General features: G+C 44.9%; 16 protein-coding genes, 1 tRNA gene and 1 CRISPR repeat array. Of the genes, 13 read left to right on the top strand and 4 right to left on the bottom strand.

The genetic code is table 11. The annotated features are described in order from the left end of the window. Positions 1-46: 46 nt before the first annotated feature. The gene (locus QUB08_RS05670; RefSeq protein ID WP_333223848.1) at positions 47-3,730 is read right to left on the bottom strand and encodes a hydantoinase B/oxoprolinase family protein; all 3,684 of its coding nucleotides are present in this window, start codon (positions 3,728-3,730) and stop codon (positions 47-49) included. Positions 3,731-3,875: 145 nt separating this feature from the next. After that, on the bottom strand, positions 3,876-4,724 hold the full coding sequence (locus QUB08_RS05665; protein ID WP_333223847.1) for a M28 family peptidase: 849 nt from the start codon (positions 4,722-4,724) through the stop codon (positions 3,876-3,878). A gap of 73 nt (positions 4,725-4,797) precedes the next feature. Here QUB08_RS05665 and QUB08_RS05660 point away from each other — a divergent pair, with 73 nt between their 5' ends. The 4 genes from QUB08_RS05660 to QUB08_RS05645 are packed head-to-tail and all read left to right on the top strand — an operon-like array spanning position 4,798 to position 7,406. Continuing rightward, entirely contained in the window at positions 4,798-5,412 is a 615-nt protein-coding gene (locus tag QUB08_RS05660; RefSeq protein ID WP_333223846.1) for a hypothetical protein, read from the top strand. A 60-nt stretch (positions 5,413-5,472) separates the two neighbouring features. Beyond that, positions 5,473-5,952 (top strand): AAA family ATPase, encoded by a 480-nt coding sequence (locus tag QUB08_RS05655; RefSeq protein ID WP_333223845.1) that lies wholly within the window; start codon positions 5,473-5,475, stop codon positions 5,950-5,952. 10 nt (positions 5,953-5,962) lie between these two features. Beyond that, positions 5,963-6,727 carry an AAA family ATPase gene (locus tag QUB08_RS05650; protein WP_333223844.1) on the top strand — a complete coding sequence of 255 codons (765 nt, stop codon included), beginning with the start codon at positions 5,963-5,965 and terminating at the stop codon, positions 6,725-6,727. 1 nt (position 6,728) lies between these two features. Further along, a complete protein-coding gene (locus QUB08_RS05645; protein WP_333223843.1) occupies positions 6,729-7,406 on the top strand; it encodes a phage tail protein in 678 nt (225 codons plus the stop codon). Between the two features lie 36 nt (positions 7,407-7,442). Here QUB08_RS05645 and QUB08_RS05640 read toward each other — a convergent pair whose 3' ends face one another. Further along, on the bottom strand, positions 7,443-8,516 hold the full coding sequence (locus tag QUB08_RS05640; RefSeq protein ID WP_333223842.1) for a DMT family transporter: 1,074 nt from the start codon (positions 8,514-8,516) through the stop codon (positions 7,443-7,445). 345 nt (positions 8,517-8,861) lie between these two features. Here QUB08_RS05640 and sppA point away from each other — a divergent pair, with 345 nt between their 5' ends. The 5 genes from sppA to QUB08_RS05615 all read left to right on the top strand — a co-directional run bounded on the left by sppA (position 8,862) and on the right by QUB08_RS05615 (position 11,166). Next, a complete protein-coding gene (sppA, locus tag QUB08_RS05635) occupies positions 8,862-9,680 on the top strand; it encodes a signal peptide peptidase SppA (protein WP_333223841.1) in 819 nt (272 codons plus the stop codon). Positions 9,681-9,825: 145 nt separating this feature from the next. After that, the gene (gene aroH, locus QUB08_RS05630; protein ID WP_333223840.1) at positions 9,826-10,233 is read left to right on the top strand and encodes a chorismate mutase; all 408 of its coding nucleotides are present in this window, start codon (positions 9,826-9,828) and stop codon (positions 10,231-10,233) included. Positions 10,234-10,235: 2 nt separating this feature from the next. Then, positions 10,236-10,433 (top strand): hypothetical protein, encoded by a 198-nt coding sequence (locus tag QUB08_RS05625; protein ID WP_333223839.1) that lies wholly within the window; start codon positions 10,236-10,238, stop codon positions 10,431-10,433. A gap of 9 nt (positions 10,434-10,442) precedes the next feature. Next, the gene (locus QUB08_RS05620) at positions 10,443-10,832 is read left to right on the top strand and encodes a DUF433 domain-containing protein (protein WP_333223838.1); all 390 of its coding nucleotides are present in this window, start codon (positions 10,443-10,445) and stop codon (positions 10,830-10,832) included. Continuing rightward, positions 10,819-11,166 (top strand): type II toxin-antitoxin system PemK/MazF family toxin, encoded by a 348-nt coding sequence (locus QUB08_RS05615; protein ID WP_333223837.1) that lies wholly within the window; start codon positions 10,819-10,821, stop codon positions 11,164-11,166. The genes QUB08_RS05620 and QUB08_RS05615 overlap by 14 nt, the downstream gene beginning before the upstream one ends. A 515-nt stretch (positions 11,167-11,681) precedes the next feature. Next, a CRISPR array of direct repeats spans positions 11,682-14,599; the repeat unit is 36 nt; unit sequence GTCTCCTTTACCACTTCCCCGCGAGGGGATTGAAAC. Positions 14,600-15,143: 544 nt separating this feature from the next. Here the strand turns inward: QUB08_RS05615 and crtR are convergent. Further along, a complete protein-coding gene (gene crtR / locus QUB08_RS05610) occupies positions 15,144-16,034 on the bottom strand; it encodes a beta-carotene hydroxylase (RefSeq protein WP_333223836.1) in 891 nt (296 codons plus the stop codon). 432 nt (positions 16,035-16,466) lie between these two features. Between crtR and pyk the strand changes: the two genes are divergently transcribed. The 4 genes from pyk to QUB08_RS05590 all read left to right on the top strand — a co-directional run bounded on the left by pyk (position 16,467) and on the right by QUB08_RS05590 (position 20,040). Beyond that, positions 16,467-18,254: a pyruvate kinase gene (gene pyk, locus QUB08_RS05605; protein WP_333223835.1), complete on the top strand. Its 1,788-nt coding sequence runs from the start codon at positions 16,467-16,469 to the stop codon at positions 18,252-18,254. Between the two features lie 94 nt (positions 18,255-18,348). Then, a tRNA-Thr gene (locus tag QUB08_RS05600) sits at positions 18,349-18,420 on the top strand. A gap of 541 nt (positions 18,421-18,961) precedes the next feature. Continuing rightward, positions 18,962-19,078: a DUF4277 domain-containing protein gene (locus tag QUB08_RS05595; RefSeq protein WP_333223834.1), complete on the top strand. Its 117-nt coding sequence runs from the start codon at positions 18,962-18,964 to the stop codon at positions 19,076-19,078. Further along, entirely contained in the window at positions 19,075-20,040 is a 966-nt protein-coding gene (locus tag QUB08_RS05590) for an IS1634 family transposase (RefSeq protein ID WP_333223935.1), read from the top strand. The genes QUB08_RS05595 and QUB08_RS05590 overlap by 4 nt, the downstream gene beginning before the upstream one ends. The last annotated feature ends 178 nt before the right edge of the window (positions 20,041-20,218 follow it).

The raw sequence follows: 20,218 nt of genomic DNA, 5'->3' as shown, positions 1-20,218 counted from the left end.
TACGGAAAAACTCTATTCGTAGGGTGCGTACCAGGGTACCTTACTACTACAGATAACCATATCCTCCGCCCCCCGGAGTCTCAATGACAAACACATCCCCAGGCTGCATTTCCACACTCGCCGTACTCCCCAAATCCTCAACATTTCCATCAAATCTCTCAACATAATTCCGCCCAACTTTCCCCGCCTCACCCCCCTTCAAACCGCAAGGAGAAATCACCCGCCGCCCCGATAAAATTCCCGCCGTCAGATCCTCCCGAAACCGCACTCGCCGCACAACTCCATTACCGCCGCGATGAGATCCATTCCCCCCACTATTAGCCCGAATTTCAAAACTTTCTAACAACACCGGAAACCGCCATTCTAATACTTCGGGGTCAGTTAAACGCGAATTAGTCATGTGAGTTTGAACCGCATCCGTGCCGTCAAAATCTGCACCAGCACCCGAACCGCCGCAAATAGTTTCATAATATTGATAGCGCTGATTTCCAAAGGTAAAATTATTCATAGTTCCCTGAGAAGATGCGATCACTCCCAACGCGCAATACAAAGCATCGGTAATATTCTGCGAAGTTTCCACATTTCCCGCAACCACCGCCGCTGGATAGCGAGGATTCAGCATACAGCCTTCGGGATTGATGATTTCGAGAGGTTTCAAACAGCCCGCATTTAGAGGAATATCGTCATCTACTAATGTGCGGAAAACATACAAAACAGCAGCTTTGCACACGGCTGCGGGAGCATTAAAATTGTTGGATTGTTGACCTGAAGTGCCAGTAAAATCTATTTTTGCACTGCGCGCAGATTTGTCAATTGTAATCGCTACCTTAATTTGTCCGCCACTATCCATCGGATAAGTAAATTCGCCATCACTCAAAACCTCAATTACCCGCCGCACCGACTCTTCCGCATTGTCTTGTACGAAGCCCATATAAGCTTGCACTGTCTCTAATCCGTAATGTTCTACCATCTTGAGCAGTTCTTCTGCGCCGCGCTTGTTAGCAGCAATTTGTGCTTGTAAATCGGCTATATTTTGAGCGGAATTGCGAACAGGAAAATTACCCGATGTCAGAATTTCTAGTAATTCTTCTTCTCGAAAATTACCCTCCCTTACTAACAGCAAATTGTCAAGCAATACACCTTCTTCAGTTACTATTTTACTGTTAGGAGGCATGGAACCGGGAGTGATGCCGCCGATGTCGGCGTGGTGTCCCCGCGAGGCAACATAAAACAAAGGAAGGGAGGAAGAATTATCAAATACTGGAGTAATAACGGTGATATCTGGTAAATGCGTGCCGCCGTTGTATGGATTGTTAGAAACATAAACATCGCCCGGTTGAATCGCATTGCCTTGTGCTAAAATTAAAGCTTCAACGCTTTCGCTCATCGAGCCCAGATGTACGGGAATGTGCGGCGCATTGGCAACTAATTGCCCGTTTTTGTCGAAAATTGCACAGGAAAAGTCGAGACGTTCCTTGATGTTGACTGAGGAACTTGTGTTTTGTAATGTGACGCCCATTTGTTCCGCGATCGCCCGAAACAAATTATTAAAAATTTCCAGCAAAACTGGATCAGATTTAGCCGCAGATGAACGCGAATGAACGCGGATATTATCTGTCTCCATCTGCGTGCATCGGCGGTTCAAAATTAAATCATTATTTTCGGTGATTTCCCCTTCCCAGCCCGGTTCTATGATATTAGTTCCCGTAGCTTCAACAATCATAGCAGGGCCGCTAATGCAGTCGCCCGATCGCAAATCCTCTCTCTGATAAACAGGCGTTTCCCGCCACCCGCCAGCAACATACATTTGCACGGTTGAAATTGGTTGCACGGGCAAGATGCCCGTACCACAAGAGGGAGAAATTGTGGAGGCTTCCGGCACATCCATTCTTTCTACAACTTCCACCGAAACCGCTTCCACAATCAGCGGTTTTTCTGGCATTATAAAACTGTAACGCTGTCGGTGGGCTGCTTCAAATTCAGCCTGCATCGCCTCAATATTGTCAGAAAAATCTACCGCCAAAACCGAGTCACTTCCCTGATATTTTAAGCGCAACTTGCTAACAACTAAAACCTCTGACTCATTCTCTGTGTTCTCTGCGCCTCTGTGGTTCAATTCCCTCTTTCCATCTGCCTCCAATGCAGTTAAAATATGATGCAAATCAGCTAATAATTCTGCATTTAATAGTTGCTCGATCGCCCTTTCGCGAATAGCCCGCACATCAGCCAAACCCATACCGTAAGCCGACAACACACCCGCATAAGGGTGAATAAATACCCGTTTCATCCCCAAAGCATCAGCGATCGCACAAGCGTGTTGGCCGCCCGCACCGCCGAAACAGCACAATGTATACTCCGAAACATCGTAACCGCGCTGAAGCGAGATTTTTTTGACAGCATTTGCCATCTTTTCCACCGCGATCGCCAAAAAACCCTCTGCCACCTCTTCGGCCGTCCTCTCGCCCCCAATTTCCCCCGCTAATTGCCCAAATTTTTGCTTTACTACGTCAGGGGCGATCGGCAAATCTCCATTCAATCCAAATACTTTCGGGAAAAAATCCGGTTGAATTTTCCCCAACATCACATTGCAATCAGTCACCGTCAAGGGGCCGCCTTTGCGATAGCAAGCGGGCCCAGGATTTGCCCCTGCAGACTCCGGCCCGACGCGGTAGCGAGCCCCGTCAAAAAAGACAATTGAACCGCCGCCGGCTGCTACAGTGTGAATTGCCATCACGGGCGATCGCAATCTCACCCCAGCAATTTCCGTCTCAAATTCGCGTTCGTATTCGCCGTTAAAATGGGCAACATCTGTCGAAGTTCCGCCCATATCAAAGGTAATAATTTTATCAAAACCTGCCTTTTTGCTCGTTTGAACTGCACCGACAATTCCCCCAGCAGGCCCGGATAAAATACTGTTTTTTCCTTGAAATTGTGCCGCGTCCACCAAGCCGCCATTCGATTGCATAAACATTAATTTGGGGGGCGGGCAGGGGGAGGGCGGGCACGGGGGCACCGCCCCTACAGATAATTGACTGGTTACTTGTTCGACGTATCGACGTAAAATCGGAGATAAATAAGCATCGACAACCGCAGTATCTCCCCGCGAAACTAATTTCATCAGCGGGCTAACTTCGTGAGATACTGAGATTTGAGTAAAGCCAATTTCTTTCGCTATTTTAGCAACTTGTTTTTCGTGTTCCGAGTAGCGGTAGCCGTGCATGAATACGATCGCACAACTGCGAATTCCCTCATCGTATGCTTGCTGCAAAGACGGGATAAACTCGGGATTAACAGCAGTTAACTCTTCACCTTGAGCGCTGTAGCGTTCGGCAACTTCAATAACTCGATCGTACAGCATCTGGGGCAAAACAATGTGACGCGCGAAAATATTCGGGCGGTTTTGATAGCCAATTCTCAGCGCATCGCGGAAACCTTTGGTGATTAACAGAATTGTGCGATCGCCCTTTCGTTCCAGCAAAGCATTTGTCGCCACCGTCGTCCCCATTTTAATCGCTGCAATTTCGGCGGCGGGTATCGATTCCTCCGCCCCAATCCCCAAAATATCGCGAATTCCTTGGACTGCGGCGTCGGTGTAGCGATCGGGGTTTTCCGACAGCAGCTTGTGAATAACTAGCTTACCGTTGGGGCGCTGGGCGACAATATCAGTAAAAGTGCCACCGCGATCGATCCAAAATTGCCAGCGAGTGCGATCGGGAGAAGTAGGATTCATATCTCTTTTTTTTGAAATTTTTGCTTGATTAATTTACAATTATTCAACAAAGTTTTGTTCGAGTCAATTCATAAAATTCATAACTTCTGGTCATAAAAGTCATATTTTCGGCTCGCTCAAACTCGCAGGCGATCGATCGTGTTAATTATAGATGTCGAATGCCCTTGGCTAAGCCCTGACAAACACCAGCCAGAAAATCCAAATCCAAAGTCTCAATCCTATCGCTTTCTCGATGATAATGCGGATTTCGCATATTAGCAGTATCAGTCACCATAATAGCCGGATAACCATTATCCCAAAAAGGAACATGATCGCTGCGGCGAGTATCGGGGACAATTAAACCTCGATTCGGCACCGGCAGCCACTCGCAGGGCTGACCAGATTTGCGAATTTTGCCACTCAAATTAATTAAATCGGGAACAGTCCGCAAATTGCCAATTAAAGCAATAAAATTACCATAATTTGGATAAAAATATTTCAAGCCAGTGGGATAGCTTTGAGAATTAGGATTATGGTTGCAATAACCCAACATTTCCAAAGAAATCATTAACCGGATTGACTCTTGTTGTTGCTTGTATTTAGCTGCATGATGACTGCTTCCCAAATAACCGTATTCTTCCATATCAAAGGCGACTAATTGCACTGGATATTTGAGCGGCGCAGATGCGATATCCCTTGCGAGTTCAAGCAAAACAGCAACACCAGTAGCATTATCATCGGCCCCAGGTGATCCGGGTACAGTATCGTAATGAGCACCAATTACGATCGGCGGCAACCCCTGTTTACTCGCCTTTTCGGAGGGGGGTAAATCCAAAATCAAATTGTGATGAATTCGCCCGCGAACCGAAAAATCGTCAATTTCTACACTGCCCCACTGTGCCAACTGTTCGCGGATGTATTGCTGGACATAGAAATGCCCTTCGGATGCGAGGTATGGGTTGCGATCGCGTACAATTTGAATCAGATGGCTGTGCAGGCGTTCTTTGAGATCCATGCAGTCTGCTACACAATGAGTACAATCAAATTATATTCTGTTTAATCTTAAAAATTTTCGGAAGACAAGCAAAATGCCTTACAGTGATTTTAGTTTAGAAAAAGTCAAGCGAACCTTTCAACTTACTACTTCAGAAACAGTCGATTTATTTGGAAATGTACCCGATTTAGAATGCAGCCTTCTCTTGACAGAAATTCTACGTTATAATGTACCTTTAGCCCTTGCCAGCAACAGCGAAAAAGCTCGCTCGGAAATGATTATATCACCCATTTTAATCGACCTCAGAAGACAGTTAAAGGAACGAATTAACTTATTTTCTGGAATAGAGTTTGACGTGGATAGCGAAAGGGGATTAAATGGGATTTGCGATTTTATTATCAGCAATTCACCCGAAATACTATTTGTCAGCGCTCCGGTAATTACCATCGTGGAAGCAAAAAAAGAAAATATCACTGCAGGCTTGGGGCAATGCGTAGCGGAAATGTTAGCAGCTAGGATATTTAACGAACGTACAGGCAATGAAGTTTCAACAATTTACGGGGCGGTGACAACTGGGAGTATTTGGAAATTTATGAAATTAGACGGAAGTGTAATTAGTATCGATCTGACTGAATATTACCTCAAAGATGTGAATAAAATTTTGGGAATTTTAGCATTGGGGGCTGTCTCGCAACCAATTGACGTTTGAGTGCGATCTGCCGTAAAATTAAGCCATATTAAACAAACACAAGTATAAATCTAGAAAACTATGCTAAAAGAAGTTAGAATAGAAAATTACAAATCGATTCAAAAGCTGAAACTAGAGTTAGGACGAGTAACTGTTTTGATTGGTGAAAATGGCTGCGGCAAGAGTAATATCCTAGAGGCGATCGCCCTGGCTTCTGCGGCTGCAGATGATAAGCTGGATAACGAGTTTTTAGCTTCTCGGGGCATCAGAGTTACAGAACCTCAATTTATGCGATCGGCTTTTGAAATTGACAATTTGATTAAAGATATCAAAATTGATCTTAAAGAAAATGATGGAGACCAATTTAGTTGTATTTTACATAATGACAACTCTCCCTATTCTCAATGGGTTAATAAAAACATCGTGAACGATCCAGGATTTTATTTGAAAAAAGTTGCTCCCAACTCAGGCACAGCAGAAGATATTATATTATTTAATAAAATTGCACAAGAGGTTGCTGAAAGATCAAAAAAAGAAACATTTCCAAAAAAAAATAAATAAACTTTTAAAGATGGCACCCTTAGAAAGAGAAAATTTCAGTATAGAAGAAGTGGAAAAAAATATTGCATTAGTATTAAAAATATTGTTGAACAATTCTTCTTATCATTCTAAATTAATTAAATTTACAATTTACTCTCCTGAAAACCAAGCCTTACGAACTTTTGAAAAAGAAGGACAAATTCAACCATTAGGTATTAATGGTGAAGGCTTGTTTAAACTTATAAAGTTTTTGAACTCAGAAACAAACCAAGATAAACTCAATCAAATTAAAGAAAAGTTGCGATTAATAGATTGGTTTAGAGATTTTGAAGTGCCTGAAAATTTATCACCCCTGCAAACTTCTCTCCAAATAAAAGATAAATATTTAGATAGAGATTTAACTTACTTTGACCAAAAAAGCTCTAATGAAGGCTTTTTATTTTTACTCTTTTACTTTGCCTTGTTCATTAGCGATCTCACTCCTAAATTTTTTGCAATTGATAACATTGACGCTTCCCTCAACCCCAGATTGTGTCGCAGATTAATGCAAGAATTAGTCGAATTAGCAAAAAAACACGACAAACAAGTTATATTCACAACCCACAACCCGGCAGTTTTGGACGGTTTAGATTTAGATGATGATGAACAGCGGCTGTTTGTGATCTACCGCAACCAATTAGGGCATACTAAAGCTAGACGCATTCTCAAACCTGAACCTCTCGAAGGACAGGAACCTGTAAAATTATCAGAGGCGTTTTTGAGGGGCTATATCGGCGGACTTCCTAAGAATTTTTAATATGATTAGTTTTGGATTAATTACTGAGGGATTGACTGACCAGATTGTGATTGAAAATATTTTAGCAGGATATTTCAAGAATCCCGATCTAGATATTAGACCGCTTCAACCAGAAAGAGATAAAAAAGATGAAAACAAATTTAAAGGTTATGGTAGTTGGAGTCAAGTTTTTGCTTATTGCCGTTTAAAAGATTTTCAAGAAGCATTTCAATTTAATGACTATATAATTATCCAAATAGATACTGATGTTTCAGAAGAGCATGGTTATGATATCCCACAGCGAGATAAAAATGGCGAATTTACTCCTAAAGAGTTGATTCAAAAAGTTATCGAAAAGTTTAAAGAGGAAATAATTGGCGAATATTTCTACAGTCAATGTCAACAGCGAATCATTTGGGCTATATCAGTACACTCTATTGAGTGTTGGTTGCTGCCACTGTATTATAAAGACAACAAAAAGTCTAAATTCAAAAAGTGTTTAGAAACCTTAAATAAGGAGCTTGTAAAGAAACATGATTTTACAATTGACGCTAAAAAGCCTCAATATTATCGGCAATTTTCCAAACAATATCGCAAGCATAAGGATTTGATGGATTGTTACCAACACAATCCCAGTTTGAAAAGTTTTGTAGTAGATATTGAAAGCAAGAAAATTGTTATTCCTTTAGAAGACGAGTAGTAAATTTAGGCAATTTTGCCTAAACTTTTCCACCTGCTACACTTCTGATTCCAATTCGCTAACCCGCAACTGCACGGGTAATTCTACAGAATTCAACTCAGACGATTCTAACAATCCTGTTGCTTCAACTTCTGCACTCGCTTCACCGTGCCGCACTTTTCGCAATTTATCACCCAAAGTATCCCGCTGATTAATCAAATAAATACTCACCAAAGTCAGCCCAACTCCCATCGATTGTAGCGGATTGAGCACTTCGCCCAAGAACAAATTGCCGAATAGCAAAGCAAATACAGGCGTAAGAAAGGTAAGAGAACTTAAACTGGTTAGACTGCCACTCGAAGCAAAATAAAAGAATAAACCGTAGGCGATCGCACTTCCGAACACGGTAGAATAACCTAACGCCATCCAGCCAGAAAAATCAATATTCACAAACTGTTCGGACTCAGTTGCAGCCGAAATGGCCAACAGCGGCAAACCGCCCAAAATCATGTGCCAACCAGTCGCCACCACCGGGTCAACATAACGGCAAACCCAGCGCACCAAAACCGTACCCACAGCCATCGACAAAGCAGCCAACAGCATCAACCATTCTCCACCCTGAAACAACTGTTCGATACCCGCAGAAACCTGCGCGTTTTCAGGATGAAAAAGCCCCAAAATCCAGCCATCCGGCAACCCAATTAAACTGATGCCGAAAACGCCAATCACTAATCCCAACCAGCCCCAAAAACCAATTTTTTCTTGAAACAGCCACAAACACAAAATCGCCACTGCTAGCGGTTGAGAATCAATCATCACCGAACCCAAACCCGCACCGGTTCTCGCCAAACCTTCGGCTAAAAAGCCTTGAAACAAAGTAGCGTCAACCAAAGCAAACAGCGAAATCCACAGCCAAGCTTTCCAACCGGCAGGCTGCGGTTTTCCCATCAAAGCCGCCGCCAGCAGCACCAACACACCCGCAGGTATCAAACGCACGAATGCCACAAACAGCGGTGTTGTGTGTGGCATTACCCCTTTCATCGCTACCATCGCGGTTCCCCACAGGAAAAACGGCGCAATTAGCAACAGCGGGGCAAAAGGCAGTTTAGAATCGGTAAGTTTTAGCTGCATGGCGGAGACTCCAAATAATTGATGAGAGCGGCTCTGACGAGAATGATGTAGATTTGTTAAGCAATTTTTACAATTATATATCGCTGTTGAGTTAAATTCGATCGCACAAACCTTGATCTGCCATTATGAACAGGCAAGATGCCTGTTCCACACAATCAAGGTGGAACCGGCATCTTGCCTGTTGCGGCAATTATGAACAGACATCTTGCCTGTTCCACAATCAAGAATTTTATTGTGCAACAGGCATCTTGCCTGTTGCGAACACAGGCACAACATCTACCCCGATGAATAAGGCACACTATAAGAGTTAGCTACAAAAATCCGTACATTGCCCGAAAACTGCCCATGATTTGGCCATTCAAGCCCCGCTACCGCAAACAAATCGCCCGTATCGAAATCACCGGAGCCATTGCCGGAGAAACCCGCAAACGAGTCCTAGAAGCTCTCAAAACCGTTGAAGAACGCAAATTTCCCGCCTTGCTGCTGCGGATAGACAGCCCCGGCGGCACTGTCGGCGATTCCCAGGAAATTTACAGCGCTCTCAACCGTTTGCGCGAAAAGGTCAAAATTGTTGCCAGTTTTGGCAATATTTCAGCTTCTGGCGGAGTTTACATCGGCATGGGAGCCCAGCATATCATTGCTAATCCCGGTACAATTACTGGCAGCATTGGGGTGATTATCCGCGGCAACAATCTAGAACGGCTGTTAGAAAAAGTAGGTGTTTCTTTTCAGGTGATTAAATCGGGGCCGTATAAAGATATCTTGGCATTCGATCGAGAATTGACAGATCCCGAACAGCAAATTCTGCAAGATTTGATCGACACCAGCTACCAGCAATTCGTGGAAACCGTTGCGGAAGCCCGGAACTTGGGTGTTGAAAAAGTCAAAAGTTTTGCCGACGGTCGGGTTTTTACCGGCCAGCAAGCCTTAGAATTGGGTTTGGTCGATCGACTGGGAACAGAAGAGGACGCTCGCCGCCTTGCCGCCGAACTCGCAGGCCTCGACCCGGAAAAAACCGAGTGCTGCACGCTAGAAAAACAAAAACCTTTCCTAAATCGCGTCTTGGGGAGTAGTCTGGATACATCCGGGCTTTGGGCTTACAAGAATTTGCTGGAATTCGAGCTTTCTACTAACGGTGTGCCGCTGTGGATGTATCGCCCGTGATTAAATAGTCAGTTGCCAGTTGGCAGTAGTCTGTTGGCAGTGGTAATTAGTAATTAGTAATTGGTAATTGCAACTAGCAACTGACAACTAGCAACTGACAACTAACAACTGACAACTGACAACTGACAACTGACAACTGACTAATATGGAGGAAATTTGCGTGGAGTGGCAAGTGCGGGGTATTCGTGGGGCAACTACTGCTAGCGAGAATTCGGTGGCAGCAATTCGAGAAGCGGTGAAAGAATTATTAGATGAATTAGAAGCAAAAAATGATTTAGATCCAAATTTAATTATTAGTGCTACGTTTTCTGCAACTCGGGATTTAGATGCTGTGTTTCCGGCTGCGATTGCCCGCGAACGTCCCCACTGGTGTAATGTTGCTTTGTTGGACGTACAGCAAATGCACGTTGAGGGTGCTTTGGAACGCTGCATCCGGTTTTTAATTCACGTCAATTGGCCGGCACATACTGAAATTTATCATCCTTATTTGCGCGGAGCTCAAAATTTGCGCCCCGATAGGAATTTAGCGGTGGCGGTGGCTGGGGAAAAGTAGACTTGGCGATTGTGAAAGTCGATCGCCCCAGAGGCGCGGGCACTCAGAAACCTGGTTTTTTCGAGAATTCTGCGTTACAGCCGACAAACACCGCAAAAAACCCGGTTTCTTTGATTTTGATGTCGATCGCCCGGACAAGTCAAAAAGGGCGATCGGCTGATTTCACTCTCATTCTTGTTGACAAATTGCAGGTTAAATGAGGATGTTTTATGAATAGAACAAACTTACTATCTCGAATCTCGATCGATCCCAATATAGGCTCTGGTAAACCCTGCATTCGGGGACATCAAATCTGGGTTTCTGTGATTCTAGATTGCCTAGCTAGTGGCTCGACTATTGAGGAAATAATTCAGCAGTATCCTAGTATAGGGCGAGAGGATATTCTTGCTTGTATTGCCTATGGTGCTGAAATAATTGAGCGAAATAGCGAACCTCAGCAGTTAGTTAGTCTAAAGCCCGATCGAGTTATTTATGCCGACTTTTCAGAAATGGCAAACGATCCAGAATATCAAGCAGAAGCTTTGGCAATTTGTCAAGAATTTGAGACAGCCGACTGGGAAGCTTTGCTAATAGGTGAGTCGGAATATGAGACGCGGTGAAGTTTATGATGCTGATTTTGAACCTGTTCAAGGTTCAGAGCAAGGAGGGACTCGCCCAGCGATTATTGTTAGCAATGATTCGATAAATGCGTCGAGTCAAGTTGTGCTTGTGGTTCCTTGTACCACTTATCGCCCACCACGTCGCATTTATCGGAGTCAGGTACTGATAATTGCTCCTGATGGAGGATTTGATCGAGACTCCATAGCACTTGGAGAGCAAGTTCGCGCTTTGGCGAAAATCCGCCTTTTACGTAAACGCGGGATACTTTCAGAGTCTGCTTTGGTGCAATTAGATAGCGCTTTGTCGATCGCCTTGGATTTACCTAATCAATAGACTTGGCGCTTGTTTTGCTCGATCGCCCCGACAACTCAAAAAGTCAAACATTCCTAGACTCACGGGTTCCCCGAAACCGGCTTTTTTCTAGAATACTTGGTTACAACCGACGAAAACCGCAAAAACCAGGTTTCTGGGATTTTGTCGATCGCCCCGACAAGTCAAAAAGGGCGATCGTCCGATTTCACTCTCAAGGGGTTGACAAGTTGCAGGTTGATGTGCAATTGTGTGTTTAAGAGTTGCAAAGCTCGATCGCTCCAGAACGTTGAAAATTGCATAGTTTTATTTTGGGTCTGCGGCTAGTTTCAGTGTCGCAGATCGGCAATCGACGCACCTCGGGCGATCGGCAAAACCCTGATTTTCTCGTTGAGGTGCGTCGATTACTCTCATACCAAGGGTTACGGCTTGCAAGCAACTGAGCTTATTGCAGGTTTTACGCTCTTATTGACAGGTAAAAAATGGTGCGTCGATTTGAGGCTTGAAACCCTTTCTGGGTAAGGCTTCCTGGACGAACAGTCTCCTTTACCACTTCCCCGCGAGGGGATTGAAACATTTATCTAGGAGATAAAGCTGAATCCACTACTTATTGAACAGGTCTCCTTTACCACTTCCCCGCGAGGGGATTGAAACAGAGATTAGTAAGCTTGCCATATTTCGTCTCCTTTGGATGTCTCCTTTACCACTTCCCCGCGAGGGGATTGAAACCGTTTTCTTCTCCATTTCCGCAAAAACTGCATGTAGGTCTCCTTTACCACTTCCCCGCGAGGGGATTGAAACTTCCAGCTGATTAGTAGCCTGTCTATAGGGTTTTCAGCGGGTCTCCTTTACCACTTCCCCGCGAGGGGATTGAAACTTTTAGCTCATCTGGCTTGATATCATTACATCTTTTTGTCTCCTTTACCACTTCCCCGCGAGGGGATTGAAACTTCCGCGCCTTTTTAATTCTGCACGGATTAACTTAGCAAGTCTCCTTTACCACTTCCCCGCGAGGGGATTGAAACGTGTGAATACTTAAAATAAGACACCAATACCGAACGTCTCCTTTACCACTTCCCCGCGAGGGGATTGAAACGGAACATTTTCCCATGGTACTTCAACAACTTCTGCTGAAATGTCTCCTTTACCACTTCCCCGCGAGGGGATTGAAACATGAGAGCGTTGGTTCCGGTTGCCCGGTATGTCCCGAGAGTCTCCTTTACCACTTCCCCGCGAGGGGATTGAAACTTTAAATCGAACACGTCGATAAAAAACTTTCGTCTCCTTTACCACTTCCCCGCGAGGGGATTGAAACAAATGTTATGTACCCTCTAATATTTTGAGGATCAACTGGCGTCTCCTTTACCACTTCCCCGCGAGGGGATTGAAACTGAATAGTGCTTGCTTAAAACTTCCTTTGCCAATGTAAAAGTCTCCTTTACCACTTCCCCGCGAGGGGATTGAAACTTGATAATGGTACTGTTCCCTGTCTTGTTGACATCTAACGTCTCCTTTACCACTTCCCCGCGAGGGGATTGAAACGACGCTTGTTGCGGACCGGTGACATGAAGTTACGACTCCTTTACCACTTCCCCGCGAGGGGATTGAAACGCGAGTCTACTAAATCTTTTTCCTCAAGAATCTTTGATGGCAAGTCTCCTTTACCACTTCCCCGCGAGGGGATTGAAACCTGGGTGCCGTTAAAAAATTGAAATAGTCATGTGATTGTCTCCTTTACCACTTCCCCGCGAGGGGATTGAAACATGATAGTAATACTTTTCAAATCTCCTTTAACCTCAAGTCTCCTTTACCACTTCCCCGCGAGGGGATTGAAACAACCCGCTACCAGGAGCAAAGAAATCTCTTGAAGCAGGTGGTCTCCTTTACCACTTCCCCGCGAGGGGATTGAAACTGTCTAGAGGGAATTTCTCTTTAACAAAGTCTTTGAATTTGTCTCCTTTACCACTTCCCCGCGAGGGGATTGAAACTTGTCATTGCCTCGGTTTCCGAAGACAATATCATTTCCGTCTCCTTTACCACTTCCCCGCGAGGGGATTGAAACCAACGGTCCTAATAAAACCCAGTGCACAAAATGTCTCCTTTACCACTTCCCCGCGAGGGGATTGAAACTCTAGTTTCTTTATTTCGTTTAGAGCTTTCTCTAAAGTCTCCTTTACCACTTCCCCGCGAGGGGATTGAAACTTTAGAGAGTGTGGATGTTATTTTTATCTACCTCTTTTGTCTCCTTTACCACTTCCCCGCGAGGGGATTGAAACATTATATGGTGAATTTGGATCGTCGTTAATACAGGTCTCCTTTACCACTTCCCCGCGAGGGGATTGAAACTTGCACTCCATGAACAATGATGTTATTGGGGTAAACATTGAGTCTCCTTTACCACTTCCCCGCGAGGGGATTGAAACAGCTACAGTTAGTGCAGTTAGTGCAGCTGCAGTTGCGTCTCCTTTACCACTTCCCCGCGAGGGGATTGAAACTTTGAGTGTGCCTTTAGGCAAAAACACTCATCACCGATTTAAAGTCTCCTTTACCACTTCCCCGCGAGGGGATTGAAACTTTTCTCCTGTTTTCTTTGTAGAATCCCAAAAGCAATGTCTCCTTTACCACTTCCCCGCGAGGGGATTGAAACACTAATTGCCTCCTGGTCTGTGCAAGATCTTTCTTTACGTCTCCTTTACCACTTCCCCGCGAGGGGATTGAAACTTTAATTGAGCCGGAATCTTTGAATCAGCACCAAGGTCTCCTTTACCACTTCCCCGCGAGGGGATTGAAACCTTTTCCACCGTGGAATGTGTCAGATTTTTTGAAACGTCTCCTTTACCACTTCCCCGCGAGGGGATTGAAACTTTCTGCCCATGCCGTCACGTTTGCTGGAGGGTTTTTTGTCTCCTTTACCACTTCCCCGCGAGGGGATTGAAACTTGCAGGAAAAGAAGCGAGCATTGCCAAAGAAAAAGTCTCCTTTACCACTTCCCCGCGAGGGGATTGAAACTTTGGAGGAACTGGCGGTGCACCAGGTGCATCTAGTCTCCTTTACCACTTCCCCGCGAGGGGATTGAAACAGTAAGCCCACACGGCCATGGGGCCAGTAAGGATAACCTGTCTCCTTTACCACTTCCCCGCGAGGGGATTGAAACTAGATATTGATGTCGTGGGTGGTACCGTTTACGATTAACGTCTCCTTTACCACTTCCCCGCGAGGGGATTGAAACAAGTGTATGGCCGATTGCGATCAAAATTTGATTAGACATGAGTCTCCTTTACCACTTCCCCGCGAGGGGATTGAAACCGTCGTGTTGCGGGTCCAAATTGAATATACAACGATCGTCTCCTTTACCACTTCCCCGCGAGGGGATTGAAACCTTAATAGTTGGGTGTTAAGATACTTCTAACCAGTACCCCAAGTCTCCTTTACCACTTCCCCGCGAGGGGATTGAAACTACATCGGCTGGAAATTTTTCCATTTCTTGGCAACGCCAGAATTTATGCACTCCGACCAAAGAAACCGGGTTTTTTACCGAATCTGTGGACTACAACCAAATATTTTCGTAAAAAAACCCGGTTTCTGGGCCCCTACTTAGCTTCTTTACCACTTCCCCGATAGGGGATTGATATCAAATCCCGTGGCATCGGAATTAATCTTACCCACAGTCACGAGACGGCAGTACCTTTCGTCGTGTCAACTTAAGGTAAAACCGATAGTCCGTCAGGGGTTGAAACCCCTGCCTCAAAGTGAAAGTCCTCTCAAAGAGGACTAATGAGTTCTTCAGTCCTCTTTGAGAGGACTTTAGCTATGAGACAGGGAATTCATTCCCTGGCGGACTGGCGGAGTGTCGGGTGGGAAGACTCGCGGACTAAAAGCTTAACTTGACACCACCAAAGGCAGTGCCGTTTCCCTACTCCAACCATTACCCCCAATTGCTTTTGCCTTGTTCCTTCTGCCATGCAAAAAAAACCCGGCCTCTCAAAGAAACCGGGTTTTTGTCAATCAGACGCTTTTTTGTGATGCAACCTAATCCCTAAAAAAATGTCATATATAAAACTCCAAAAGTCCTTTTTCCCTTCCAATATTCCCAAAGTTTGAGGAGAACCCTTTTCATCCAACAGCGGCTTCACAGCTTCGTAAGCTGGCTTGTAATTGTACCAAGGAATTGAAGGCCACAAATGATGAATCAGATGATAATTCTGCCCCAAAATCAAGATATTTAGAATCGGACTCGGATATACTCTGGCATTTTTCCAGCGATCGCGATCGTGAAACGGACGGTGAGGTAAATAATCAAAAAATAACCCCAACGCCAACCCCACCACCAAAGCAGGAGAAAACCAAAAATTCAGGACGTAACCTAAATGGTCGTACTGAATGGAAATATAAACCACTCCGATCACAAACAAACGGCTGAAAAACCATTCCAATAGTTCGTATTTCCGCCACAGTTTGCGCTTAAAAAAGAAAATCTCGTGGTAAAAGAACCTCGCAGCAATCAACCACAAAGGCCCGCCAGTAGAAACATAATGGTCTGGATCGTTATCTGGATCATTGACATGGGCGTGATGCTGCATGTGTACCCGTGTAAACACTGGGAAAGCAAAACCCAACATCAGCGCGCTACCGTGTCCCAAAATAGCATTAACTGTGCGATCGCGATGGGCTGCATTATGAGACGCATCGTGAATCACAGTTCCAGCCATGTGCAAAGCCAACACGTTCAGCGAAAAACAGCACCACTGCGGCCATCCCCAACACCAGAAACCCAAGTTAGAAATCACGAGAATCGCTACTGCACTCAAAAATAGCAGCAGTGTCGGATTAAAGTCACCGGGAGGACTCAGAAACTCTTTCGGCACTGTCAGCGGCCGTCCTGCCTCCGACATCTTTGTTAAGACTCCTTAATATTTCACACTTGCGTAGTATAAGATACAAGCCGGACAATAGTAAAGTTTTATGAAAGAACTCAGTCCGATCGCCAGACACAAGCTTCTGCACAAACAGCAAAGTATTGCTGTTGTACAAGGATACCAGTCCTAGATTAGCCAAAAGAACTCAGCAGACCAAATAAAATAAATGGGTATGTCTGTATTTATGTCAAGCGTGAGAGCGGAAAAATTTGCTAAAAAGGGCGCTCCCCAAGAAAAGATTACCGATGGGTAAAAAGTCAGATATTCTATATATTGTTCAATACCTGCTGTTTTGACGACTATCAAAATTTTTAAGACTTGAGACTAACGTCATTGCTTGTAGTGCAAAAATGAAACGTTAGCCGAAATTTAAACAAGAAATCCACCTGCCTCCCCAGAACACCGCTGATGCAATTGCCAAAAGCCCTACGCCGGACTAAAATCGTCGCCACCATTGGCCCAGCAACTTCGGACCCACAAGTGCTGCGCCAGCTTATAGAAGCAGGTGCCACAACTTTGCGACTCAACTTTTCCCACGGAACAGAAGAAGACCACCAGCGCAGCATTCGCTTAATCCGGCAAACATCCTTTGAACTCAACCAGCCGGTTGCCATCCTCCAAGACCTCCAGGGCCCGAAAATTCGTTTAGGGCGCTTTGAGACAGGCTCTATAGTTGTCAAAAACGGCGATCCTTTCATTCTCACCAGTCGCCAAGTTCCCGGCACCGAACTCATTTCTTCCGTCACCTACGACCCCCTAGCAGACGAAGTTCCAGAGGGATCAGTGATTCTGCTTGACGACGGCAAAGTGGAAATGCTGGTGGAAAAAGTAGACCGCGCGGCGCGGGAATTGTACTGCCGCGTCGTAGTCGGCGGGCCGCTTTCCAACAACAAAGGCGTGAATTTTCCGGGAGTTTACCTGTCAATTAAAGCGCTGACTGATAAAGACCGCAAAGATTTAATGTTCGGGCTCGACCAAGGTGTCGATTGGGTGGCCCTGAGCTTTGTGCGGAATCCCCAGGATATGCTCGAAATTAAAGAGCTGATTGCCAGTGCCGGCAAGCAAGTACCGGTGATTGCTAAGATCGAAAAGCACGAGGCGATCGAACAAATGGAGGAAATTCTCACCCTTTGCAACGGGGTGATGGTCGCCCGCGGCGATTTGGGAGTGGAACTACCCGCCGAAGACGTGCCGATTTTGCAAAAGCGCCTGATTGCTACCTCCAACCGCCTGGGTATTCCGGTAATTACCGCTACCCAGATGCTCGACAGCATGGTCAACAATCCCCGTCCCACCCGCGCCGAGATTTCCGACGTGGCAAACGCGATTCTGGACGGAACTGATGCAGTGATGCTCTCGAATGAAACCGCTGTCGGCAAGTTCCCCGTCGAAGCAGTGGCGACGATGGCGAGAATTGCGGTGCGGATGGAGAGGGAAGGAATTAAGCGGAATATTAGGAATGTAGAAGATATTGGTCGATCGATCCCCAACGGTATCAGCCAAGCAGTCAGCCAAATCTCCGAACAATTGAACGCCGCTGCCATCATGACGCTGACCAAAACCGGCGCCACAGCCCGCAATGTCTCGAAGTTCCGCCCCAAAACTCCGATTTTGGCAGTTACTCCTCACGTAGACGTAGCCCGTCAACTCCAATTAGTATGGGGAGTAAAACCATTGCTGGTGTTGGATTTGCCTTCCACCGGCCAGACATTTCACTCTGCCATGACAGTCGCCCAGGAAAAAGAGTTAGTGTGCGACGGAGATTTAGTGGTAATGACCGCCGGTACTCTGCAAGGGGTTGCCGGATCGACTGATTTGATCAAAGTTGAGGTAGTGACAGCAGTTTTAGGCAAAGGCACCGGTGTCGGTTTGGGATCGGTGAGTGGCATGGCCAGGGTTGCTCGCACTGCTGCGGATGTAGGCAATTTCCACCCTGGAGAAATTTTGGTAGTGGAACACACAAGCGTCGCTTTTGTGGAGATGATTCGGAAAGCCGCAGGTGTGGTGACGGAGGAGGACAGTTTGACTTCTCATGCCGCGATTATCGGTTTGCGCTTGGGCGTGCCGGTGATGGTGGGCGTCAAGAATGCCACGCGGGTAATTCGGGACGGAACTATGCTGACGCTGGATATGCAGCGGGGTTTAGTTTATTCCGGGGCCAGAGGCGGATCAACTGACACGGAAGTGACAGTTTAACTGTTGGTGAGCTAGGAGTTGTGGAGTTTTGAATTAAATTCTACAACTCGTTGCTTTTTTCGCTTAGGTTGTGCTATAATCCAAAGTTGTCTGTGCCGATGTAGCTCAGGGGTAGAGTATTCGATTCGTAATCGAACGGTCGTGGGTTCAAATCCCACCATCGGCTTCAAAAAAACCACATATTTCCAAGGGTTCTACGGCTCGTGAAAGCTGTAGAACCTTTATTTTGTCTATGACTTGTCTATGGTTTGTCTATGACTTGTCTATGGTTTGTCTATGGTTTGTTCAACTGCGACCTTACCCTCCTGAACGCCCAAGTATTTCCAAAACCACCTTGATGTCTGCCGGTTCGACCCTCGACTTTTTGCGCTGCGCTCTTAACTGGTTGAGTAAGTCGGCTGGCTCTGGAAACTTTGCGACGGTCTGAGCCGAGTTTTTATTTGCTTCTCGATCGCACATTCCGCACCCACAACTGTCACACATCAACAAAAGGGGGATGAAATAGTACAAATGAACTAAGTCCCAATCGGAGTCAAGGAGCTTAATGATAATTAGTAGTATTAGGCAGAGAAAGTAAAAAGGTAAGTTTACTCCTAAAGAGAGGAAAATAAGGAAAACTTTCTTAGGCAACAAAATAGTTAAAAAAATTAATTTACCACCACCATAGAAATGGGAAAATAGCCATAGCAGTTGTGGAGAATGTGGTGATGTTAATCAATAAAGAGATAGAAATTCAGAACATAGAGCATCTAGGAATAGTAGCAGGAATCATAGACGCTATAGGATTAGTAGAAACAGTCAATAAATCCCACCATAAAAGATAGAAAAAGTCTGTGCAGGTCATGTAGTAAAAGCCAGGATTTTAAACGGGTTAGGATTTGTATCTAGACCTTTATATATGTTTCCCCAATTTTTTGAAAGCATTGCCTGTGAACATTTAATAGGAGCCGGAGTCAAGCCAAAATATCTCAACGATGATAAACTAAGTAGAGTGATGGATAAACTATTCATCAAAGAACTGGACACCACGTTTTTAACAATTACCTTAAAAGCAGCCCAAAAATTTAACGTATCGCTGTCATCATCACACCTATATTCATCATCAATGCACGTACATGGGGAATACAATTCTAGCTTACCATCAGTAATATTTGAGAACCAAGAAGCACTTAACAATCAAGAATCAGAAGAATTAGCAATCAAATCACCCCAAGAAATTAAGCTCACCTATGGTTATTCCCGCGACCACAGACCAGATTTAAAACAATTTATCATCGAACTAATCTGTACAGGAGATGGATATCTACCAATCTTCTTAAAATTAGCATCGGGAAATCAAGCCGACTCATCATGCTTTGGTCAAATAGCGGTAGATTACCAAAAACAACTAGAAGTAGATAGTTTGATGGTAGCAGACTGTGCTTTATATACGGAATCAAACCTGAAATTGATGTCACAATTGCGCTGGTTGTGTCGAGTACCTTTAAGTATAAAATCAGCCCAAACATTAATATCAACCTTACCAGAATCTGAATTGACTGCTAGTAAATTACCAGGATATAGATGGGGAGAAAAAATAGTAACTTATGCTGGAATAGAGCAAAGATGGCTAGTGGTAGAGAGCGCAGCCAGAAAGGAATCAGACTTGGGTAAACTCTCCCAAAAAATTGTCGTCAAAGCCGAAGAAAAAGTTGTCAAGGATGTGAACAAGCTATCAAAAGATAAATTTGCTTGTAAGGCTGATGCAATGGGAGCATCCCGATTTTGCAAGTATACAAAAGTATGATAAAATGCGCTGCTTTTGGGAAAAGCCAACACTTAGCTTCCTCCAAAAATATGTTTGAGAGTCAATCAGCCATTTTAGAGTAACTGAAGAATAGAGTGTCTCAAGAGTTACAATAATCAATAAATAATTTGGAGAGACTAAACATGACACCTGACGAACAAGCACGCTTACGAGCTTC

This window comes from Microcoleus sp. BR0-C5 (assembly GCF_036705045.1).
GTDB lineage: Bacteria > Cyanobacteriota > Cyanobacteriia > Cyanobacteriales > Microcoleaceae > Microcoleus.
This window is presented reverse-complemented; position numbering and strand designations above follow the sequence as displayed.

Coding starts and splice junctions, on each gene's coding strand:
- crtR (WP_333223836.1), bottom strand. CDS start 16,034: ATGTCGGAGGCAGGACGGCCGCTGACAGTGCCGAAAGAGTTTCTGAGT.
- pyk (WP_333223835.1), top strand. CDS start 16,467: ATGCAATTGCCAAAAGCCCTACGCCGGACTAAAATCGTCGCCACCATT.
- QUB08_RS05615 (WP_333223837.1), top strand. CDS start 10,819: ATGAGACGCGGTGAAGTTTATGATGCTGATTTTGAACCTGTTCAAGGT.
- QUB08_RS05640 (WP_333223842.1), bottom strand. CDS start 8,516: ATGCAGCTAAAACTTACCGATTCTAAACTGCCTTTTGCCCCGCTGTTG.
- QUB08_RS05665 (WP_333223847.1), bottom strand. CDS start 4,724: ATGGATCTCAAAGAACGCCTGCACAGCCATCTGATTCAAATTGTACGC.
- QUB08_RS05670 (WP_333223848.1), bottom strand. CDS start 3,730: ATGAATCCTACTTCTCCCGATCGCACTCGCTGGCAATTTTGGATCGAT.
- QUB08_RS05650 (WP_333223844.1), top strand. CDS start 5,963: ATGGCACCCTTAGAAAGAGAAAATTTCAGTATAGAAGAAGTGGAAAAA.
- QUB08_RS05655 (WP_333223845.1), top strand. CDS start 5,473: ATGCTAAAAGAAGTTAGAATAGAAAATTACAAATCGATTCAAAAGCTG.
- sppA (WP_333223841.1), top strand. CDS start 8,862: ATGATTTGGCCATTCAAGCCCCGCTACCGCAAACAAATCGCCCGTATC.
- QUB08_RS05620 (WP_333223838.1), top strand. CDS start 10,443: ATGAATAGAACAAACTTACTATCTCGAATCTCGATCGATCCCAATATA.
- aroH (WP_333223840.1), top strand. CDS start 9,826: ATGGAGGAAATTTGCGTGGAGTGGCAAGTGCGGGGTATTCGTGGGGCA.
- QUB08_RS05660 (WP_333223846.1), top strand. CDS start 4,798: ATGCCTTACAGTGATTTTAGTTTAGAAAAAGTCAAGCGAACCTTTCAA.
- QUB08_RS05595 (WP_333223834.1), top strand. CDS start 18,962: ATGTTAATCAATAAAGAGATAGAAATTCAGAACATAGAGCATCTAGGA.
- QUB08_RS05645 (WP_333223843.1), top strand. CDS start 6,729: ATGATTAGTTTTGGATTAATTACTGAGGGATTGACTGACCAGATTGTG.